Below are 15,862 nucleotides of genomic sequence, written 5' to 3'. Positions count from 1 at the left end.
CGCGAGATCAGGGGTAGGCCGAGAAGCCGGTGCCCATGAGCTCGCGGCTCGTGGTGCGCGCTGAAGCGATGAGGTCGAGCACGCGCGGCGGATGCGGTTCATTGCGCGCCGCGACCACCACCGAAAGTGACGACACCGCCGGTTGCACCGGTACCTCAACGACTTCGGTGCCGCCCCAGGTCATCGGCGCGAAGCGACGGCTCATGAGGAGTGACCAGCCGAGCCCCTCACCAACGAGCGAGCGACAAAGGTCGTAATTCGTCGTCGCGTGAATCTTTGCGGGGCTCACTTCGGCCTCGTTGAGGATCTCGATCACGTACTGCCGACTCGGGGTCGTGTCGTGCAGGATGAACGGCTCGTCAGCGAGTTCCCGCAATTGCACGGATGCACGTTCGGCCAGCCGGTGCCCGACCGGCAACACGGCGACCGCGCGCGATCGCAGGAGCCGCGTGCGCTCATATTCGAGCGGGAAGTCGAGGTCATAGACGACCGCCACATCGAGTTCGCCCGAGCCCAGACGCTCGGCGAGACCGGCTTGATCGTCGAGCACATAGGCGATTTCTGCGTCCGGGTGCCGCTGCGTGAATTGGCTGATGAGCCGCGGCAGGAGCGTCGGTGCCAGAGTGTGAAACGCGCCAATGCGCACGGGCGCCGCGTGCTTTTCATCACCGCGGGCGAGCGATTCCAGCTCGGTCGACCGGGCGAGCACCTCGCGGGCAAGGGCGACGATTGACTCGCCAGTGGTCGTCAGCGTAACGCCCTGCGAGCGGCGCCGAATCATCAGCGGTACGCCGATTGCGCGCTCGAGTGAGGTCACGGCATCCGACACTGCCGAGCCAGAAGAGTGGATGCGGGCAGCGGCTCCGGTGATCGTGCCCGCCTCGGCGACGGCCACGAAACACTCGAGCTGCCGGAGCGTGACGTCCGGGCTCGGGATCGGTGGCACATCCTCAAACATGCCTCCATCGTAAGCAAGAGGTGCGGCGGGGCAGATTCGTCTGCGGAAAGGTGCCAATTTCGGGCCGATGATGCCACCAAGAGCATCATCGTGCCCCAAATGGCACTTCCGCGCAGATCAACCGCGTGGAAACGGGCTTGGCCCCGCCCAGCAAACATGCTGAGCGGGGCCAAGACGAGTGAAACTAGTGAGCTTCCTTGACGCCAGCCGGAATCGGGTCGCCCGGCTTCCAGTCGTCCCACTTGCCGGAGTCTTCCATGTCCTGGCCGAGCGGGATGCCCTTGCGGTTGCGCAGAGCGAGCGAACCGACCAGACCCACAACACACATGATGACGAGGTAGACGGCTGCGCCTTCCCAAGCGTTGTTGTTCGCCTGGAAGATCGCCTGCACGATGAGCGGAGCGAACGCACCACCGATGATCGCACCGATCGCGTAGGTGATCGAGACGCCTGAGAAGCGCACCGAAGCGGGGAACACTTCGGCGTACCAGGCCGAGAGCGGGCCGTAGCAGAAACCGAGCGGGATGCCGAGGAGGCTGGTGCCGAGCACGAGCCAGATCGGGTTCTCGCCACCCATGATCACGAGCGGGAAGAGCGCAATCACGGCCGGGATCATCAAGATGTAACCGATGATGAAGACCTTCTTGGCACCGATGAGGTCGGCGAGCCAAGCACCCGCGTAGGTGAAGATTGCCCACGAGATGGCGGCAATGTTGAGCATGAGGCTCACGGTGCCGGGGTCCATGCCCACGAGGCCACCCTTGTCGAGCGGGGTCGAGGCATACTTCGAGACGACACCACCAACGAGCATGTAGCCAACAGCGTTGTCACCGGCGAACACCATGGCAGCGAAGAGCACGATGAGCGGGAAGCGCTTGAACAGCACGCCGATCGGCGCCGACTGCTTCGCCTTTGCCTCGGCGATCTGCTTGAACACCGGCGACTCTTCAACGGCGCGACGGATGACGTAGCCGATCGCGATGAGCACGATCGAGAAGAGGAAGGCAATACGCCAGCCGCCTTCTTGGAAGCCTTCCTTACCGAAGGCGTTCTGCAGGATGGTGAGCATCGCGGTTGCGAGCAGCATGCCGAACGGCACACCCAGCTGCGGCCACGCACCGGCGCGGTTACGGTTGCCGGGCGAAGCGGTCTCAACGGCCATCAGGGCCGCGCCACCCCACTCGCCACCAGCCGAAACACCCTGGAGGATGCGGAGGAAGATGAGCGCGAACGCCGAGACCGAGGCGAGGTCGCCGGTCGGGAGGAGACCGATGAGCGAGGTCGCCGCACCCATGAGGATGAGGGTCGCGATGAGCACGGGCTTGCGGCCGAACTTGTCACCGAAGTGCCCGGCGAGGAAGGCACCGAGCGGACGGAAGAGGAACGACAGACCGATCGAGGCGAACGACACGAGCGTGCCGGCCGACTCACCGAGTGCCGAGAAGAACAGCGGCTGGAAGATCAGCGCTGCCATGAAGGCGTAGATGAAGAAGTCGTACCACTCGACAGTCGTACCAACGATGGTCGCGAGCAGCACGCGGCGCTGCTCGGCCTTCGAAGTCACACCGTTAGTGGTGGTTGCGGGTGCGGTCATGCAGGACTCCAGTGTCTTGAATGCGGGGTGGGGGTGCAGCGTGCCCGTGAGGGCGGGGATCAGGATGCTGCGCCGGACGACATCGTCCGATGTACTGACAGTAGATCACTACCGAACGGTCAGTAAGTTATTCCGGAGAATTCCGCATCATTCACGGGTTTGCCGAAGAACGTTGCTGAGTTCGTCGTCCAAACCGCAAATGCGGGCGAAACCGTGAAGGTTTCGCCCGCATCCGGGTGCTGCACTGGGGTGTGTTGCCCCTAAATGCTGCGGAAGGGGGAGGTCGCCGTGGCGAGCTCTTCCTGCGTCGGGTCGCCGGGCTTCCAGGTCTGGAAACCGCCCTGCTCCTCGAACTTGTGCGTGAGCGGGATGCCCGTGCGGTCCTTGAGGATGATCGCGGCCGCGAGGCTGATCAGGGTTGCGATGAAGAGGTAGGTCGAGATCGCGTAGACGTTGCCGAAGGTCTGCATGAGCCACTCGGCGATGGTCGGCGCGAACGCGCCACCGACGATGGCGCCGAGTGCGTAGGCAATGGAGACACCCGAGAAGCGCACCGACGCCGGGTACGACTCGACGTACCAAACGGCAATCGGGCCGTACTGCAGACCGAGCGGGATGGCGTAGATGAGTAGGCCCATCACCACCATGACCGGGTTGGCCGTCTGCACCATCGCGAACAGCAACCACACGGTGACGAGCTGCAGACCGTAGCCGATGAGGAAGGTCTTCTTGCGGCCGATGCGGTCGGCAATGTGACCGGCAATATAGGTGACGAGCGCCCACATGGCGGCGGCACCGAGCACCGCAAGCATGACGAAGGTGATGTCCATGCCGAGGCCGGTTTCCTTGTTCGTCGCGTAGCGCTGGATGTAACCACCGGTGGTCATGTAGCCCGCGGCGTTGTTACCAATGAACAGGGCTGCGAGCAGGGCCACGGTGAGGCCGTGCTTGCGGAAGAGGGTGACGATCGGGGCCGATTCCTGCTTCTGTACGTCGGCGATCTCCTTGTAGACCGGCGACTCTTCGACCGACGAGCGGACGATGAAGCCGACGACCACGAGCACGACCGAGAAGAGGAACGGGATGCGCCAGCCCCACACGGCGAAGTTGTCGCCAGTGAGTGCGGTGACGAGGGCCACCATGCCCGAGGCAAGGATCATGCCGAACGGCACACCGAGCTGCGGGAACATGCCGAAGCGGCCGCGCTTTTCGGTGGGAGCGTGCTCAGTTGCGAGCAGCACCGCGCCGCCCCATTCACCACCGGCCGAGATGCCCTGGAGGACGCGCAGGAGGAGCAGCAGGATGGGGGCTGCGACGCCGATGCCGCCGAACCAGTCACCCGGGGTGCCGTTGTAGGTGGGGAGGAGGCCGATGAGCGTCGTGGCCACACCCATAAGGAGCAGCGTGATCACGAGCATCGGCTTGCGGCCGATCTTGTCGCCGTAGTGGCCGGCGAGGAAGGCACCGAGCGGGCGGAAGAGGAATGAGATACCAACGGTGAGGAACGCGAAGATCGCGCCGAGGCCCTCGTTACCTTCGGTGGCCGGGCCGAAGAAGACCTTCGAGAACACGATGCCGGCGACCGAGGCGTAAACGAAAAAGTCATACCACTCGACGGTGGTACCGACAACGACTGAGCCGATGATGCGGCGTCGCTCGCCGGCGAGACGGCGCTCGTCGGCAGGGGTGGTTTGGGTCATGAGCTGGGGACTCCTTTGTCGGGGCGCAGTGCACACACGTGTCGTGTGGACTATGTGCTATACGAAATCGTATACAGTTTGCCCATCGCGCAAAAGACGATAAAGACGCGGAGCTTCTCCGGAAAATCTTCCGAATATGCGGCTCCACCCAGCTTTCCTGTGGAATGACCCGGTGTTCTTTGTCTTCCGCTAACTTTGCCGCCAGTCAATTTCAAACGCATCCTGGCGTGCAAAGAGAAGGCGGATGCGCTCCTGGTCAACTTCGGCGAGCGTGGCCGGCTGCCATTTCGGCGACTTGTCCTTGTCGACGACGAGCGCCCGCACCCCCTCGAGGAAGTCGTGGGCGAAGACCAGTCGCATCCCCACCCGGTACTCGAGGTCGATGGCCGCGCGAAGTTCGCTTGCCTCGCGGTTCCGGCGCACGAGTTCAAGCGTCGCGGCGATCGCGGTCGGCGAGGCACGGCGTATCTTGACTGCCGCATCCTTAGCACCCGGATGCGTTTCGCCGAGTTCGTCGAGACGGGCGACAATTTCGCTCGCCGTCGCCGCGCTGTAAGCGTCGTCAATCCAGGCCCGTTCGGCGAGGATGGGGGCGACAGGCGGCTCCTGCGCAAATCGCGCGATCGCGCCGTCGGCCGGTTCGGTTTCGAGCGCAGTGAGGAGCGCATCGAGGTCGTCACGCGGCACAAAGTGATCGGCCCAGCCGGTCGCGATCGCGTCACCAGCACTGAGCCGGGCCGACGTGAGCGCAGTGTGGAGGCCGGTCTGCCCGGGCATCCGACTGAGGAGCCAGGTACCCCCGATGTCTGGTGTGAATCCGATCGCAGTTTCGGGCATGGAGATCTGCGAGCGCTCCGTCACGATGCGGCGAGTGCTGTGCCCTGAGAGTCCGACGCCACCGCCGAAGGTGAGGCCGTCCATGATCGCGATATAGGGCTTCGGGTAGTCGCTTGTCGAGGCATCGAGGCGGTATTCGTCGGCGAGGAAGTCGGCGGTAATGCCGCCATCTCCTTCGACAATGTCGCTGCGGATCTCGGCGATATCGCCCCCGGCGCACAGGCCCCGATCGCCAGCACCGACGAGCACGATCTGCTCAAGCGTGTCGTCGTCGCGCCAGTCGTCGAGCTGGCGCGCAATCGCCCGAATCATTGCGTAGGTGAGCGCGTTGAGTTGCTTCGGCCGGTTGAGCGTGATGACGCCGAGTCGACCGCCGGGGCCGCGGCGGTCGAATAGCACCTGGTCGAATTCTTGGGATTCGGTCATGGACTCGAGGGTAGGCCGAGGCGGTTGGGCGCGTGGTCCGAAGGGCCGCTGAGCGGCACCCTTCGAAACCGCATCGTCAGGAGCTACTTCTCGGCCTCCTGGGTTTGCTCGGCTTGCTCGGCAGATTCCACCGCATCCGTGTACCACTCAGTAAGTGCCGGATCATCAGTGTCGAGCCAGGCACCCGCGCCCTGCTCAGGCTCCACCTGCCCTGACTCGAACACGAAATCATCTCCGTGCTCAGCAATGCCGCGCCGCACGCCCTCTTCGATCGCGACCTCGGCGAATCGGCGCCGCAGCATGTAGGGATCAGTGGCGAGGTCGCGACCCCACGCAAACATGATGCCGAACACGATCACCGCAAACGGCAATGCCGAAATCGTGACGAGCGCCTGCAACGAATCAAGCGCATCCTGGCCACCAGCAAGGAGCAGCACCGTCGCGATACCGGCAAGCGCAACGCCCCAGGCGATCGTCACCCACTTCGTCGGCACCGGGCGACCGTTCTGCGACATCGACCCCATGACAATCGAGGCCGAATCAGCGCTCGTGACGAAGAAGATGATGATCGACACCATCGCAATCACTGAACTCACGATGCCGAACGGCAGCTGGTCGAACATGGCGAACATCACGTCTTGTGGGTTGCCTGCCGCCGAAACGGCTCGACCGGTCGACTCGAGCCACATCGTCGTGCCCCCGAACGTGCCAAACCACACCAGGCAAACCACCGACGGCACCACGATGACGACGAGCACGAACTCGCGGAGCGTGCGGCCGCGCGAGATCTTCGCAATAAACATGCCGACGAACGGCGTCCACGACACCCACCAGGCCCAGTAGTACGTCGTCCAGGTCTCCATGAACGCCGCAGAGTCGGGTCCCTGAGCAGCCGAACGCATGAGCATGGTGCTGAGTTCGTCGATGAAGGCGAACACGCTCGCGGGGATGAAATTGAGCAGAAAGAGCGTCGGCCCGGCCAGGAAGACGAACAGCCCAAGCGCGCTCGCGATGACGAGGTTGATGTTCGAAAGTAGGCGAATACCGCGCTTCACTCCCGACACCGCCGAAATAATGAAGAGGCAGGTGAGCACCGCCATGATTGCGATAATCACGCCATTGCCCACTGGGCCGATGCCACCGACGATCTCAATGCCGCGACCAATCTGTAGCGCACCGATGCCGAGAGAAACTGCCGTACCAAAGAGGGTCACGAGAATCGCGAACACGTCGATCGCACCGCCGAGGGGACCGCGGGTGCGTTCGCCGAAGATTGGCTCGAAGATCGATGAGATCAGCGGCGAACGACCGCGCCGATATGCGGCATACGCGATCGCACCGCCGACGAGGGCGTAGTAGGCCCACGCCATAGGACCCCAGTGGAACAGGGTCTGTGCCATCGCCGAGTGCATCGCCTCGCTGCTGCCGCCATCGACACCGAACTCGGGCGGCACATTGAGGAAGTACTCGAGCGGCTCGTAGGGGCCGAAGAACAGCAGCCCAATGCCCATGCCCGCAGAGAACAGCATGGCGATCCACGACATGCGGCCGAATTCGGGTTCTTCATCGTCGGCGCCAAGTCGAATGCCGCCGAAGGGCCCGAAGCCCACCACGAGCATGAACACGAATACGCACACGGTGAGGAGTGAGAAGAACCAGCCGAAGTTGGTCGACACCCAGTGCAACGCGGTTGACGCAACCGCACCCATCCCTGCGGTGTCGGCGATGCCCCAGCTGATGAAGGCAATGACGAAGCCGGCAGCGATCGCGAATACCCAACGATTGGTCGCGAACTTGCGCCCGGTGTCTTCAACGCCGATACCGGGGATGAGCGCGGGATGCACTCCCTCGTCACGGGCAAGTCCACGCGACAAGTCGCTGAGCACGTGACGAACTGGGATTCGGGCAGGTTCTTTCTGAATCGGCGGGGTCATGCCTTCGAGATTAATTGCTCTGCACTTTCCGGGTCGCGGCGCGGGAACACAGTGCGACGTTCATGCGTTCGCATGAACAGGAGGTCAACAATGTTGCAGGTCGTGGTCATCGGTGCGGGTCAGGCGGGACTCACCGCCGCCTATTGGTTGCGCCGACGCGGACTCGAGCCATGGCGCGACTTTGTCGTGCTCGACGCCAACGAGGGGCCGGGCGGAGCCTGGCGTCATCGCTGGCCCGCCCTCACCTTCGACTACGCCCACGGCATTCACGATCTGCCGGGCCTCCCCCTCGGCGCCCCTGACCCGAACGAACCCTCATCCGCCGTCGTCACGCGCTACTACGACGCCTATGAGCGCGAGTTCGAGCTCCCAATTATTCGCCCAGTGCTCGTTGACAGCGTCGAGTCTCTCGGCGACGAACCGGATGCGCCGCTGCGCATCAGCGCCGGCAACCGCAGTTGGGATTCCCGCCTCGTCATCAACGCGACCGGCACCTGGACGCGACCGTTCGTGCCCGCGACTCGCGGTGCATCCACATTCGCTGGGCGGCAGTTGCGCACCGTTGATTTTTGGGATGCGGAGGAGTTCCGCGGCCAGCATGTCGTGGTCGTCGGCGGTGGACTCTCGGCCGTGCAGTTCATCCTGTTACTTGAAGAGGCTGGTGCCGAAACCACCTGGTCGACCCGCCGCGACCCGGACTGGGTCGAGCGTCCCTTCGACGAGAAATGGGGCATTGCCGTCGAGCGTCGCGTCGATGAGCGCGCGTCGGCAGGGCTCGTGCCCCACAGCGTGGTGCGCAACACCGGCATCCCGCAGTGGCCGCCGTATGTCGCGGCCCGCGAGCGCGGTCGCCTCGTCTCGGACGGCCGCATTGACCACATCGAACCGGATGCGGTGGTGTTCGAGTCGGGTAAGCGCGTGCAGGCGGATGCGATTCTCTGGGCGACCGGGTTCCGTCCCGCGCTCGATCACCTCGCTCCCCTGCGCCTGCGCGAGCCGGGCGGCGGTGTGCGCACCCATGATGTGGTGGAAGTGGTGAAGGACCCGCGCATCCTGCTCGTGGGCTATGCCTCGTCTGCCTCGACGATCGGCGCCACGCGCGCGGGCCGCAAGGCTGCTCTGCGTGCGGTGAAGCGACTCGGCTCTATGGCCGAATCACCACGAACGCCCGATAGGCAGGATCGCCCCAGCGCGCCATCCGCTCAAACTCATCGAAGGTGATCGCCAGGTCGTGACCATCAAGCCAGGTTTCACCCTCTTCGGCGTTGATCCACGGATCCTGCACCAACACCAGCCCATCACCAACGGCATGCCACAGCACCCAGTGCGGTGTCGGGTCGTCATGCATCGGACGCTCATCAATGAGCATGATCACCATGGCACCGGCCCGCACCTCACGCGCGATTTCGCTGATTGCAACCCATTCTCGATGCACCGAAAGCCCTGCATCCAGCGCCTGCCGGGCTGATTCTTCCTGTAGCAGCACCTTGGTGTCGCGATCGAACCCGGGCTCGACCCACTCGAGCAACGTTGGGCCCTCGACGCTGATCCAGGCTTCGAGCCCGACCCTGCCCCGAACCTCTTCATGCAGTTCGACGAGAAGGCCCAGCGGGTCAACGGCAGGAAAGTTCGTCGCCCGCCGCCAGAACGCGAGCTCGTTCGCCCGATCGAGTTCACGAGACCGCCCCTGCAAACCAGCCGAATCGTCGAGTTGGTTCACCGCCAGCAGCGCCGTCACCGCGCCGCAGGTGAAGTCGGTGGTTTGCGCGTAGTACGGCAGCTGCTCATGCCCGATGTCACTGAAGTCATGCACCCATCCGCGTACCCCGGTCGACCCTGGTGCCGACGCATATGACATCCGCAGCTGGGTTGCCCCAGATGCCTCGAGTAAGGATTCGAGTTCATGAGGATGCACACTGCCCGCACCGCGTTCGCCGTCAGGTTCCGGAATCGGCACCTCCCACACCAGTCGAGCCATGCCCTCGCCACGCGCGAATGCCACGACGCCGTCAACCGCCTCTGCACCCGATCCCGCCGCCCAGGCGCTTGCCACCACCTTGAGTTGCACCGTAGCTGGCCGTTGCGTCACCAACACCACGGCGCGGTCACTCACCAAAAGGCGAGGCTGGTAGTGCTTACGCGAACGTGACCAGGCATCGGCAAAGGGGCCCGGTAGCCAGGGCACAGCGACCGCCAGCGCTTCGGCATCTAAGTTCACGGCGTCGAGCGCTCGAAACGTCATGACGGCTCCTCTTGGTGGTCGCTCCCGAGTGCGGCAGCGAGCAGGGTCTGGGTGTAGGGATGCTGGGGCTCCGCAAAGACCTGCTGGGTTCGGCCCTCTTCGACTACCTGCCCGTCGCGGAGCACGAGCACTCGGTCTGCGGTTGAGAGCACGACACCGAGGTCGTGGGAGATGAGCACAATGGCGAGATTGAGTTCATCCCGAAGCTCACGCAAGAGATTAAGGATGCGGGCTTGCACTGAGACGTCGAGCGCCGAAACTGATTCGTCGCAGATGAGCAATTGCGGCCGTACGGCCAGCGCCCGGGCGATGGCGACGCGTTGTCGTTGCCCACCCGAGAGCCTTGCCGGGCGCCGCTCCAGGAAAGACTCATCGAGTCCGACGCGGGCAAGTAGCTCGACGGCATCGGTTCGCGGCCGACCCGCAACACTCAGCGCTTCGGCAAGCGTCTGGCCCACGGTAAACGTCGGGTTGAGCGAGGAATAGGGGTCTTGAAAAACGATCTGAGCCTGCTCGGGCTTGCGGTCTGCGCGCCCAGGCCGCACAGCGTGCCCCGAGAACGAGATGGTGCCCGCATCCTCGGCAGCAAGGCCTGCGATACAGCGCACGAGCGTGGTCTTTCCCGAGCCTGACTCCCCCACGATGCCCACAATCTCCCCCGCGTGCGCGGTGAGATCGACACCCCGCAGCACCTGCCGATCGCCGAAGGACTTTTCAAGTCCATGGGCAGCGAGCACCGGCACCTCCGTAGCGGCAACGGCCGCGGTCGCGAGCGCGGTCAATCCACCAGTTCGAATCGCCATGAGTGGGTCTGCCGAGATCAGCGATCGCGTGTAGTCGTCTTGCGGGTTCGCGAGCACAGCATCGGTGGCGCCACGCTCGACCACCTCACCGGCATTCATCACCAGCACTTCATCGCTGCGATCGCGCACCATCCCGAGGTCGTGGGTGATGAGCAGCACTCCCAGCCCGCGTTCGCGTTTGAGTCGATCGAGCAGATCCAAAATCTCTGATTGGTTGCTCGCGTCAAGCGCGGTCGTGGGCTCGTCGGCGATGAGCAGACGTGGTGACGCCGCGAGCGCCGCGGCAATTGCCGCACGCTGCCGCATCCCACCGGAGAGTTCATGGGGATACGATCGCGCCACGCTCGGGTCGAGCCGCACTTCAACAAGCGCGTCGCGAATGCGCTGCGCGCGCGCAGAATCAGTGAGGGTGGGTTCGTGGGCATCGAGGGTCCAGCCAATCTGGGGACCAATGCGGTGCACCGGGCTGAGGCTCGTGAATGGGTCTTGCAACACGAGCGTGACGAGCCCACCGCGCACCTTGCGCCAGTCGCCGCCACCGTCGCGCAGGTCAATCTGCTCATCGTCGATGTCGAGCAGTCCGCGACCGGTGAACCCGTCAGGCAAGAGCCCGACGAGGGTTTTCGCACTGAGGGTCTTCCCCGACCCCGACTCACCAATGAGCGCGACGGTGCCACCAACCGGGATGCTCGCGTCGATTTCACTGACGAACGAACGGCCATCGGGGCCGTCAACCGCGAGGCCGCGGATGCGAATCTGCCGAGTCATGTGCGCTCCCGGGTAAGTCGTTCGCCAAGCCAGTCGCCGACAACGTTGGCCGCAAACGCGACCGCGATGATGAGCACCGCAGGCACGACAGCTGCGGCTGGGTTCTCAAACACCAGGAAGCGGCCGTCGGCGAGTTGGCGGCCCCAGTCTGCCGAGTTCGGCGGCACCCCAACACCCAAGAACGACAGCGACGAGAACGCGACCAGCGCGAACGCGACATTGAGCATGGTGTTGGTAATGATCAATGGTGCGACGTTGGGCAAGAGGTGGCGGAACATGATTCGCCAGCGCGACAGCCCGAGCATCTGCGCAGCTTCAATGTACGGCCGCGTTGATTGTTCGAGCACCCCGGCGCGCACCACCCGAATATCACTCGGCGAGAACAGGACGATGAGCAAGAGCACCGTCGTCCAATAGCCGGCGCCAAGGATGCCCGCGACCACCACCGCCATGAGCAAGACGGGCAGCGCGAAAAGCAGGTCGGTCCAGCGGGCAACGAGGAGGTCAACCCAGCCACGTTCGTATCCGGCCAGCGAACCGAGCACGATACCGAGCACCATGGAGCCAAGCGCAACGAGCACCGGACCGACGAGCGCTGAGGTCGTGCCAGCGATGGTGAGCTGCAAAATGTCGCGGCCGAGCTCGTCGGTGCCAAGCGGGTGGCCAGGAAAGCCAGGAGGCAGACTGCCCACAAGGATGTCTTGCTCTGTCGCGTTCGGGGCCACGAGCGGCCCAATCACGGCGAAGATTGCGGCGACCGCAAGGATGGCAAGGCAGATCGCCACGAGGACCAGTGGGCGTCGCTTCGGTGGCCGCCGCAGGGTGATTGTGCGGGTACCTGGCAGTGCGCGCTTCATGAGCCAACCTCACGGTGTCGAACTCTCGCGTCAAGGGCGACGTAGCTGAGGTCAGCAAGCAGGGCAATGAGCGCAATGAGCGCCGCGACGAGGAGCGTCACCCCCTGCACCACTGGGAGGTCTTTGTACATGACGGAGTCTTGCAGGAGCTTGCCAAGCCCTGGCAACGCGAAGATTGTCTCGGCGAGCAGCGTGCCACCCACGAGAAAGGTGAGGACCAGGCTGGCCGCGGTGACGATTGGAATGGCCGCGTTACGCATGGCGACCTTGATCACGCGTCGCTCACCAACGCCGTGGGCGCGCAACGCGGTGACATAGTCCTGACGCAGCTCGCTGAGCATGGCAGTGCGAGTGAGCTTGAGCAGAATGGCACCGAGACCGGTGGACAACGAGATCGCTGGCAAGACCAGGTGGTAGAGGTTCGAGAGGAAGCCTGATCCTGCACCGTAAACGGGAAAGATCGGCACGTAGTAGGCGAACACGTACAGCAGCAGCACACCCACGGCGAAGGTTGGCGCCGAGATGCCCACGATGCCGAAGCCCGTGGCGATTCGGTCGATGAACCCGCCTGGATGCACCGCGCCACGTACTCCGAGTGGTATCGCGACGGCAACCGAAATCACGAAGGCGAGGAGGCACAACCAGAAGGTGGTGGCGGCGCGCGCGCCAATCGCGTCGGTGACCGGAATCTGCAGACGAATTGAGGTGCCGAGGTCTCCCGTGACGACTCCACCCAGCCAGCGCAGGTACTGCATCCACGCCGGATCATCGAGGTGATAGCGCTCGCGAATCGCGGCGATCGCTTCGGGATTCGCCGGGCGATTACCCAGCAGCGTGCGCACGAGATCACCGGGTGCCAGGTGCAGCAGTGCAAAGACGACGATCGAAAGCACGAGTAGCACGCCGACGACGCCAAGCAATCTCACCACCACCGTGCGCAACAGGCGCGCACCGCTGCCACCCCCGCACACGTTGCGCGAGGGTGGCAGCGGCGACGTGCTGAGTTGGGTCACGTGCCAGCTCGGTACAGCTGCGCAGGCCAGGTCGACACGAAGGTGAAGGCAGACAGGTCGTTCACGCCCAGGTCTTTCTTGAAGGCGGTCGCCGATTGTCCCCACCACAGCGGCACATTCACGACATCGGCCGCCCGGAGTGTCTCAACCTCGACCAACAGGTCGATTCGAGTCTTGAGGTCAGTCTCGGCGTTCGACCGGGTGAGCAGATCAACAATCGCCGGGTTCTCGTGAGTCGTGAAGTTCCCCGCACCAAGCAGGTATGACGGGATCTCAGCCGGGTCGCCGAGCGTGGAGAAGTACCACATGAATCCGATGCCATGGCTGTCGAGCGAGGCAAGCCACTCTTCAATCGGCACCTCGCGCACATTGAGGGTGATGCCAATCTTGCCGAGGTTTTCGGCAAGCGATTGTGCCGCCTTGACCAGGTGCGGACCGGTTGCCGGCGCGAGGATTTCAGCGGTAAAGCCATCCGGGTGGTTCGATGCGGCCAGTGCCGCCTTGGCCGCCTCAAGGTCGAAGTTCCACTGCGGAATCTCGCCCAACTTGGTGCGAGCTTCCTCCGGCGTGTACGCCCCACCCATCGATTCCGGCGTCATGATCGCCGTGGCCACTTCACCGTGACCACGCAAGAGGCTTTCAACGATGCCCTCACGATCAACTGACTGGGCGATTGCTTCCCGCACCATCGGGTCATCGAACGGCGCCATCGAGGTGTTGAAGAACAACCCGACGTAGCTGAGGTCGTTGGTGTACTCAACGCGCATATTGTCGAGTGCTTCCCACTGTGTGGCCTGCTGAAGCGGCACGTTGAAGGCAACATCAACTTCGCCCGATTTCGCTGCGAGCAGTCGAGTCGACTCATCGGGGATGAACTTCACCGTGATCTTCTCGACCTTCGGTGCCTCGCCCCACCAGGTATCCACACGTTCATAGGTGACGTGTGAGTCGGGGACAAATTCGGTCACCTGATACGGGCCGGTGCCCAATACGAGTGACGAGCTCGAGCCAACGGTGCCTTCATTGGCTTCCCAGAACGCCTTCGAGGTAATGAAGGCGGCACCGGCACTCGACATGTTCGCGGCAAATGCCGCGTTCGGTGCGCCCAGCTTCACGGTGACCTGCGCATCCCCGGTCTTCTCAATCGAGGTGACATCGGTGAGGTAGTACGACAGGCCCGGTGATTTCTCGGGGTCTTGCGCCATCTCCAGGCTGAATACGACATCGTCAGCGGTGACGGGCGTACCGTCCTGGAACTCGGCGTCGGCGCGGAGATCGTAGACATAGGTCGTGTCGTCGGTCTGCTCCCACTTCTCGGCCAAGGCGGGTTGGATGGCTCCGCTCGCGTCAATCGTCACGAGACCCTCCTGCGCCACCGAAGCGAGGTAATAGTTGAGGATGCCCGCTTCTTGGCCGACGTAGAGGCTCGAAATCGAACCCGGAAGGGCGACGGTGATTTCACTGATTTGTTCACCGGTATCGGGACCAACCTCAGTGGCACCGGGCGAGGCGCATCCCGCCAGTGCGATCACGGTTGCGGCCGTCACCGCCCCGGCGCGTAAGAGTCGGGTGGTGGTTCTCGTGGTCATGTCGGAACTCCTTGTTTGGGTGTAACCGGGGTGGTGAGGGTCAGTCATTCCTCGCGAGCGAGTCATGAGGCTGCGGGGCAGGTGAGTACGGCGCAGTCGGTCAGCCGCGCTCGTTTGCGTGGGACGGCCCTCGAGCGCCACCTCTGCGAGCGCCTGCAGCGCTCCGGCGACCTCGTGGCGATTGTGCGCACCGATGAGCGTTGTCGCGATCGTGCGAACGCGCAGAATCGGCTCGAGGTGCACGAGCCGAACACGTCGCCGCATCGTGCTCATTCGCGCATTCGTGGCAGGCAACACTCCGAACCCAAGCCCAGCTTCGACCAGTGCCAACACCGTCTCGGTCGAACGTGCAGCCCCAAAACCCTGATGATCGCAAGGTTGACGGTCAGCGACCGTTGGCGAGGATCCGAAAGACCAACCGTTGCGTTGCGCGCGCGTGGCTACCTCAAGATCGGCCTTGAGGTGTGACGCAAGCTCACGTTCGCCGATGAGCGGTAATCCCAACCGCACGACCTCGTCGAGCCGCATCCGGCTTCGCGAAGTCGCGATGGTTGGCGGCAACGCGAGGAGTGCCTCCTCGGTTTCGAGCACCACCGGATAGAGCCGCGCGTCTTCGGCAAGATTGCCGGTTGGCTCAATAGTCAGTGCGACATCGACTTCACCTTCAGCGACCAATCGGATGCACTCCGCTCGGTCGGCTTCACACACCACGAGTTGGTTGCCTGGCCAAGCTTCAGAGAACCGGGTCACGAACGCGGGGATGAGCGAGGTGATCAGTGCGGACACTGCCGCCACCCGCAACGGCGAGGTGTTCGAGGAATCAGACCGCAACTCGTTGAAGCGTCGTGCGGCCGTGCGCATCGCGGCCTCCACCGCGGGAGCCTGATCTGCGAACACCGCGCCAGCTTCGGTGAGCCGAGCGGTACGACCTGTTCGCTCGACAAGCGCCGTACCGAGGCGCCGTTCAAGCCGCTGCACGAACTGCGTGATGTTCGGTTGGCTTACGCAGAGTTCTCGGGCCGCCGCCGAGATTGAACCGCTCCGACGAATTGCGTCGAGCACGCGATAGGCATACGCGTCATAAAGCGCGTCGTCTTCGACGGGGCCTACCATAACCCAACCTTATGGATTGATGGCCATT

General features: G+C 63.7%; 11 protein-coding genes. 1 reads left to right on the top strand and 10 read right to left on the bottom strand.

Translation table 11 applies throughout. The features are described from left to right. Positions 1 to 7: 7 nt before the first annotated feature. The 5 genes from EG850_RS01995 to EG850_RS01975 all read right to left on the bottom strand — a co-directional run bounded on the left by EG850_RS01995 (position 8) and on the right by EG850_RS01975 (position 7,449). Positions 8 to 958 (bottom strand): LysR substrate-binding domain-containing protein, encoded by a 951-nt coding sequence (locus tag EG850_RS01995; RefSeq protein ID WP_124969326.1) that lies wholly within the window; start codon positions 956 to 958, stop codon positions 8 to 10. A gap of 184 nt (positions 959 to 1,142) precedes the next feature. Further along, positions 1,143 to 2,552, bottom strand: a complete 1,410-nt coding sequence (locus tag EG850_RS01990; protein WP_124969324.1) for an MFS transporter — start codon at positions 2,550 to 2,552, stop codon at positions 1,143 to 1,145. A 260-nt stretch (positions 2,553 to 2,812) separates the two neighbouring features. Then, positions 2,813 to 4,252 (bottom strand): MFS transporter, encoded by a 1,440-nt coding sequence (locus EG850_RS01985; protein ID WP_124969322.1) that lies wholly within the window; start codon positions 4,250 to 4,252, stop codon positions 2,813 to 2,815. Positions 4,253 to 4,441: 189 nt separating this feature from the next. After that, positions 4,442 to 5,515 (bottom strand): enoyl-CoA hydratase/isomerase family protein, encoded by a 1,074-nt coding sequence (locus EG850_RS01980; protein WP_124969320.1) that lies wholly within the window; start codon positions 5,513 to 5,515, stop codon positions 4,442 to 4,444. An 83-nt stretch (positions 5,516 to 5,598) separates the two neighbouring features. Then, positions 5,599 to 7,449 (bottom strand): BCCT family transporter, encoded by a 1,851-nt coding sequence (locus EG850_RS01975; RefSeq protein WP_124969318.1) that lies wholly within the window; start codon positions 7,447 to 7,449, stop codon positions 5,599 to 5,601. A gap of 90 nt (positions 7,450 to 7,539) precedes the next feature. On the opposite strand from EG850_RS01975, the gene EG850_RS01970 reads away from it, so the two are divergent. Continuing rightward, positions 7,540 to 8,670, top strand: a complete 1,131-nt coding sequence (locus EG850_RS01970) for a flavin-containing monooxygenase (protein WP_124969316.1) — start codon at positions 7,540 to 7,542, stop codon at positions 8,668 to 8,670. Here the strand turns inward: EG850_RS01970 and EG850_RS01965 are convergent. Genes EG850_RS01965 through EG850_RS01945 form a run of 5 tightly spaced genes read right to left on the bottom strand, consistent with a single transcriptional unit; the run spans position 8,594 to position 15,834 of the window. Next, entirely contained in the window at positions 8,594 to 9,691 is a 1,098-nt protein-coding gene (locus EG850_RS01965; protein WP_124969314.1) for a peptidase C39 family protein, read from the bottom strand. The genes EG850_RS01970 and EG850_RS01965 overlap by 77 nt on opposite strands. Further along, positions 9,688 to 11,262 (bottom strand): ATP-binding cassette domain-containing protein, encoded by a 1,575-nt coding sequence (locus tag EG850_RS01960; protein WP_124969312.1) that lies wholly within the window; start codon positions 11,260 to 11,262, stop codon positions 9,688 to 9,690. Before EG850_RS01960 ends, EG850_RS01965 begins: the two co-directional genes overlap by 4 nt. Next, positions 11,259 to 12,119 carry an ABC transporter permease gene (locus EG850_RS01955; RefSeq protein ID WP_124969310.1) on the bottom strand — a complete coding sequence of 287 codons (861 nt, stop codon included), beginning with the start codon at positions 12,117 to 12,119 and terminating at the stop codon, positions 11,259 to 11,261. The genes EG850_RS01960 and EG850_RS01955 overlap by 4 nt, the downstream gene beginning before the upstream one ends. After that, positions 12,116 to 13,132: an ABC transporter permease gene (locus tag EG850_RS01950; RefSeq protein ID WP_235829172.1), complete on the bottom strand. Its 1,017-nt coding sequence runs from the start codon at positions 13,130 to 13,132 to the stop codon at positions 12,116 to 12,118. The genes EG850_RS01955 and EG850_RS01950 overlap by 4 nt, the downstream gene beginning before the upstream one ends. Then, entirely contained in the window at positions 13,129 to 15,834 is a 2,706-nt protein-coding gene (locus EG850_RS01945) for an ABC transporter substrate-binding protein (protein WP_124969308.1), read from the bottom strand. The genes EG850_RS01950 and EG850_RS01945 overlap by 4 nt, the downstream gene beginning before the upstream one ends. Positions 15,835 to 15,862: the final 28 nt, after the last annotated feature.

It is taken from the genome of Gulosibacter macacae (assembly GCF_003865375.1).
GTDB lineage: Bacteria > Actinomycetota > Actinomycetes > Actinomycetales > Microbacteriaceae > Gulosibacter > Gulosibacter macacae.
Note: the sequence above shows the minus strand (reverse complement) of the source record. Positions and strands in the feature narration are given on the sequence as shown.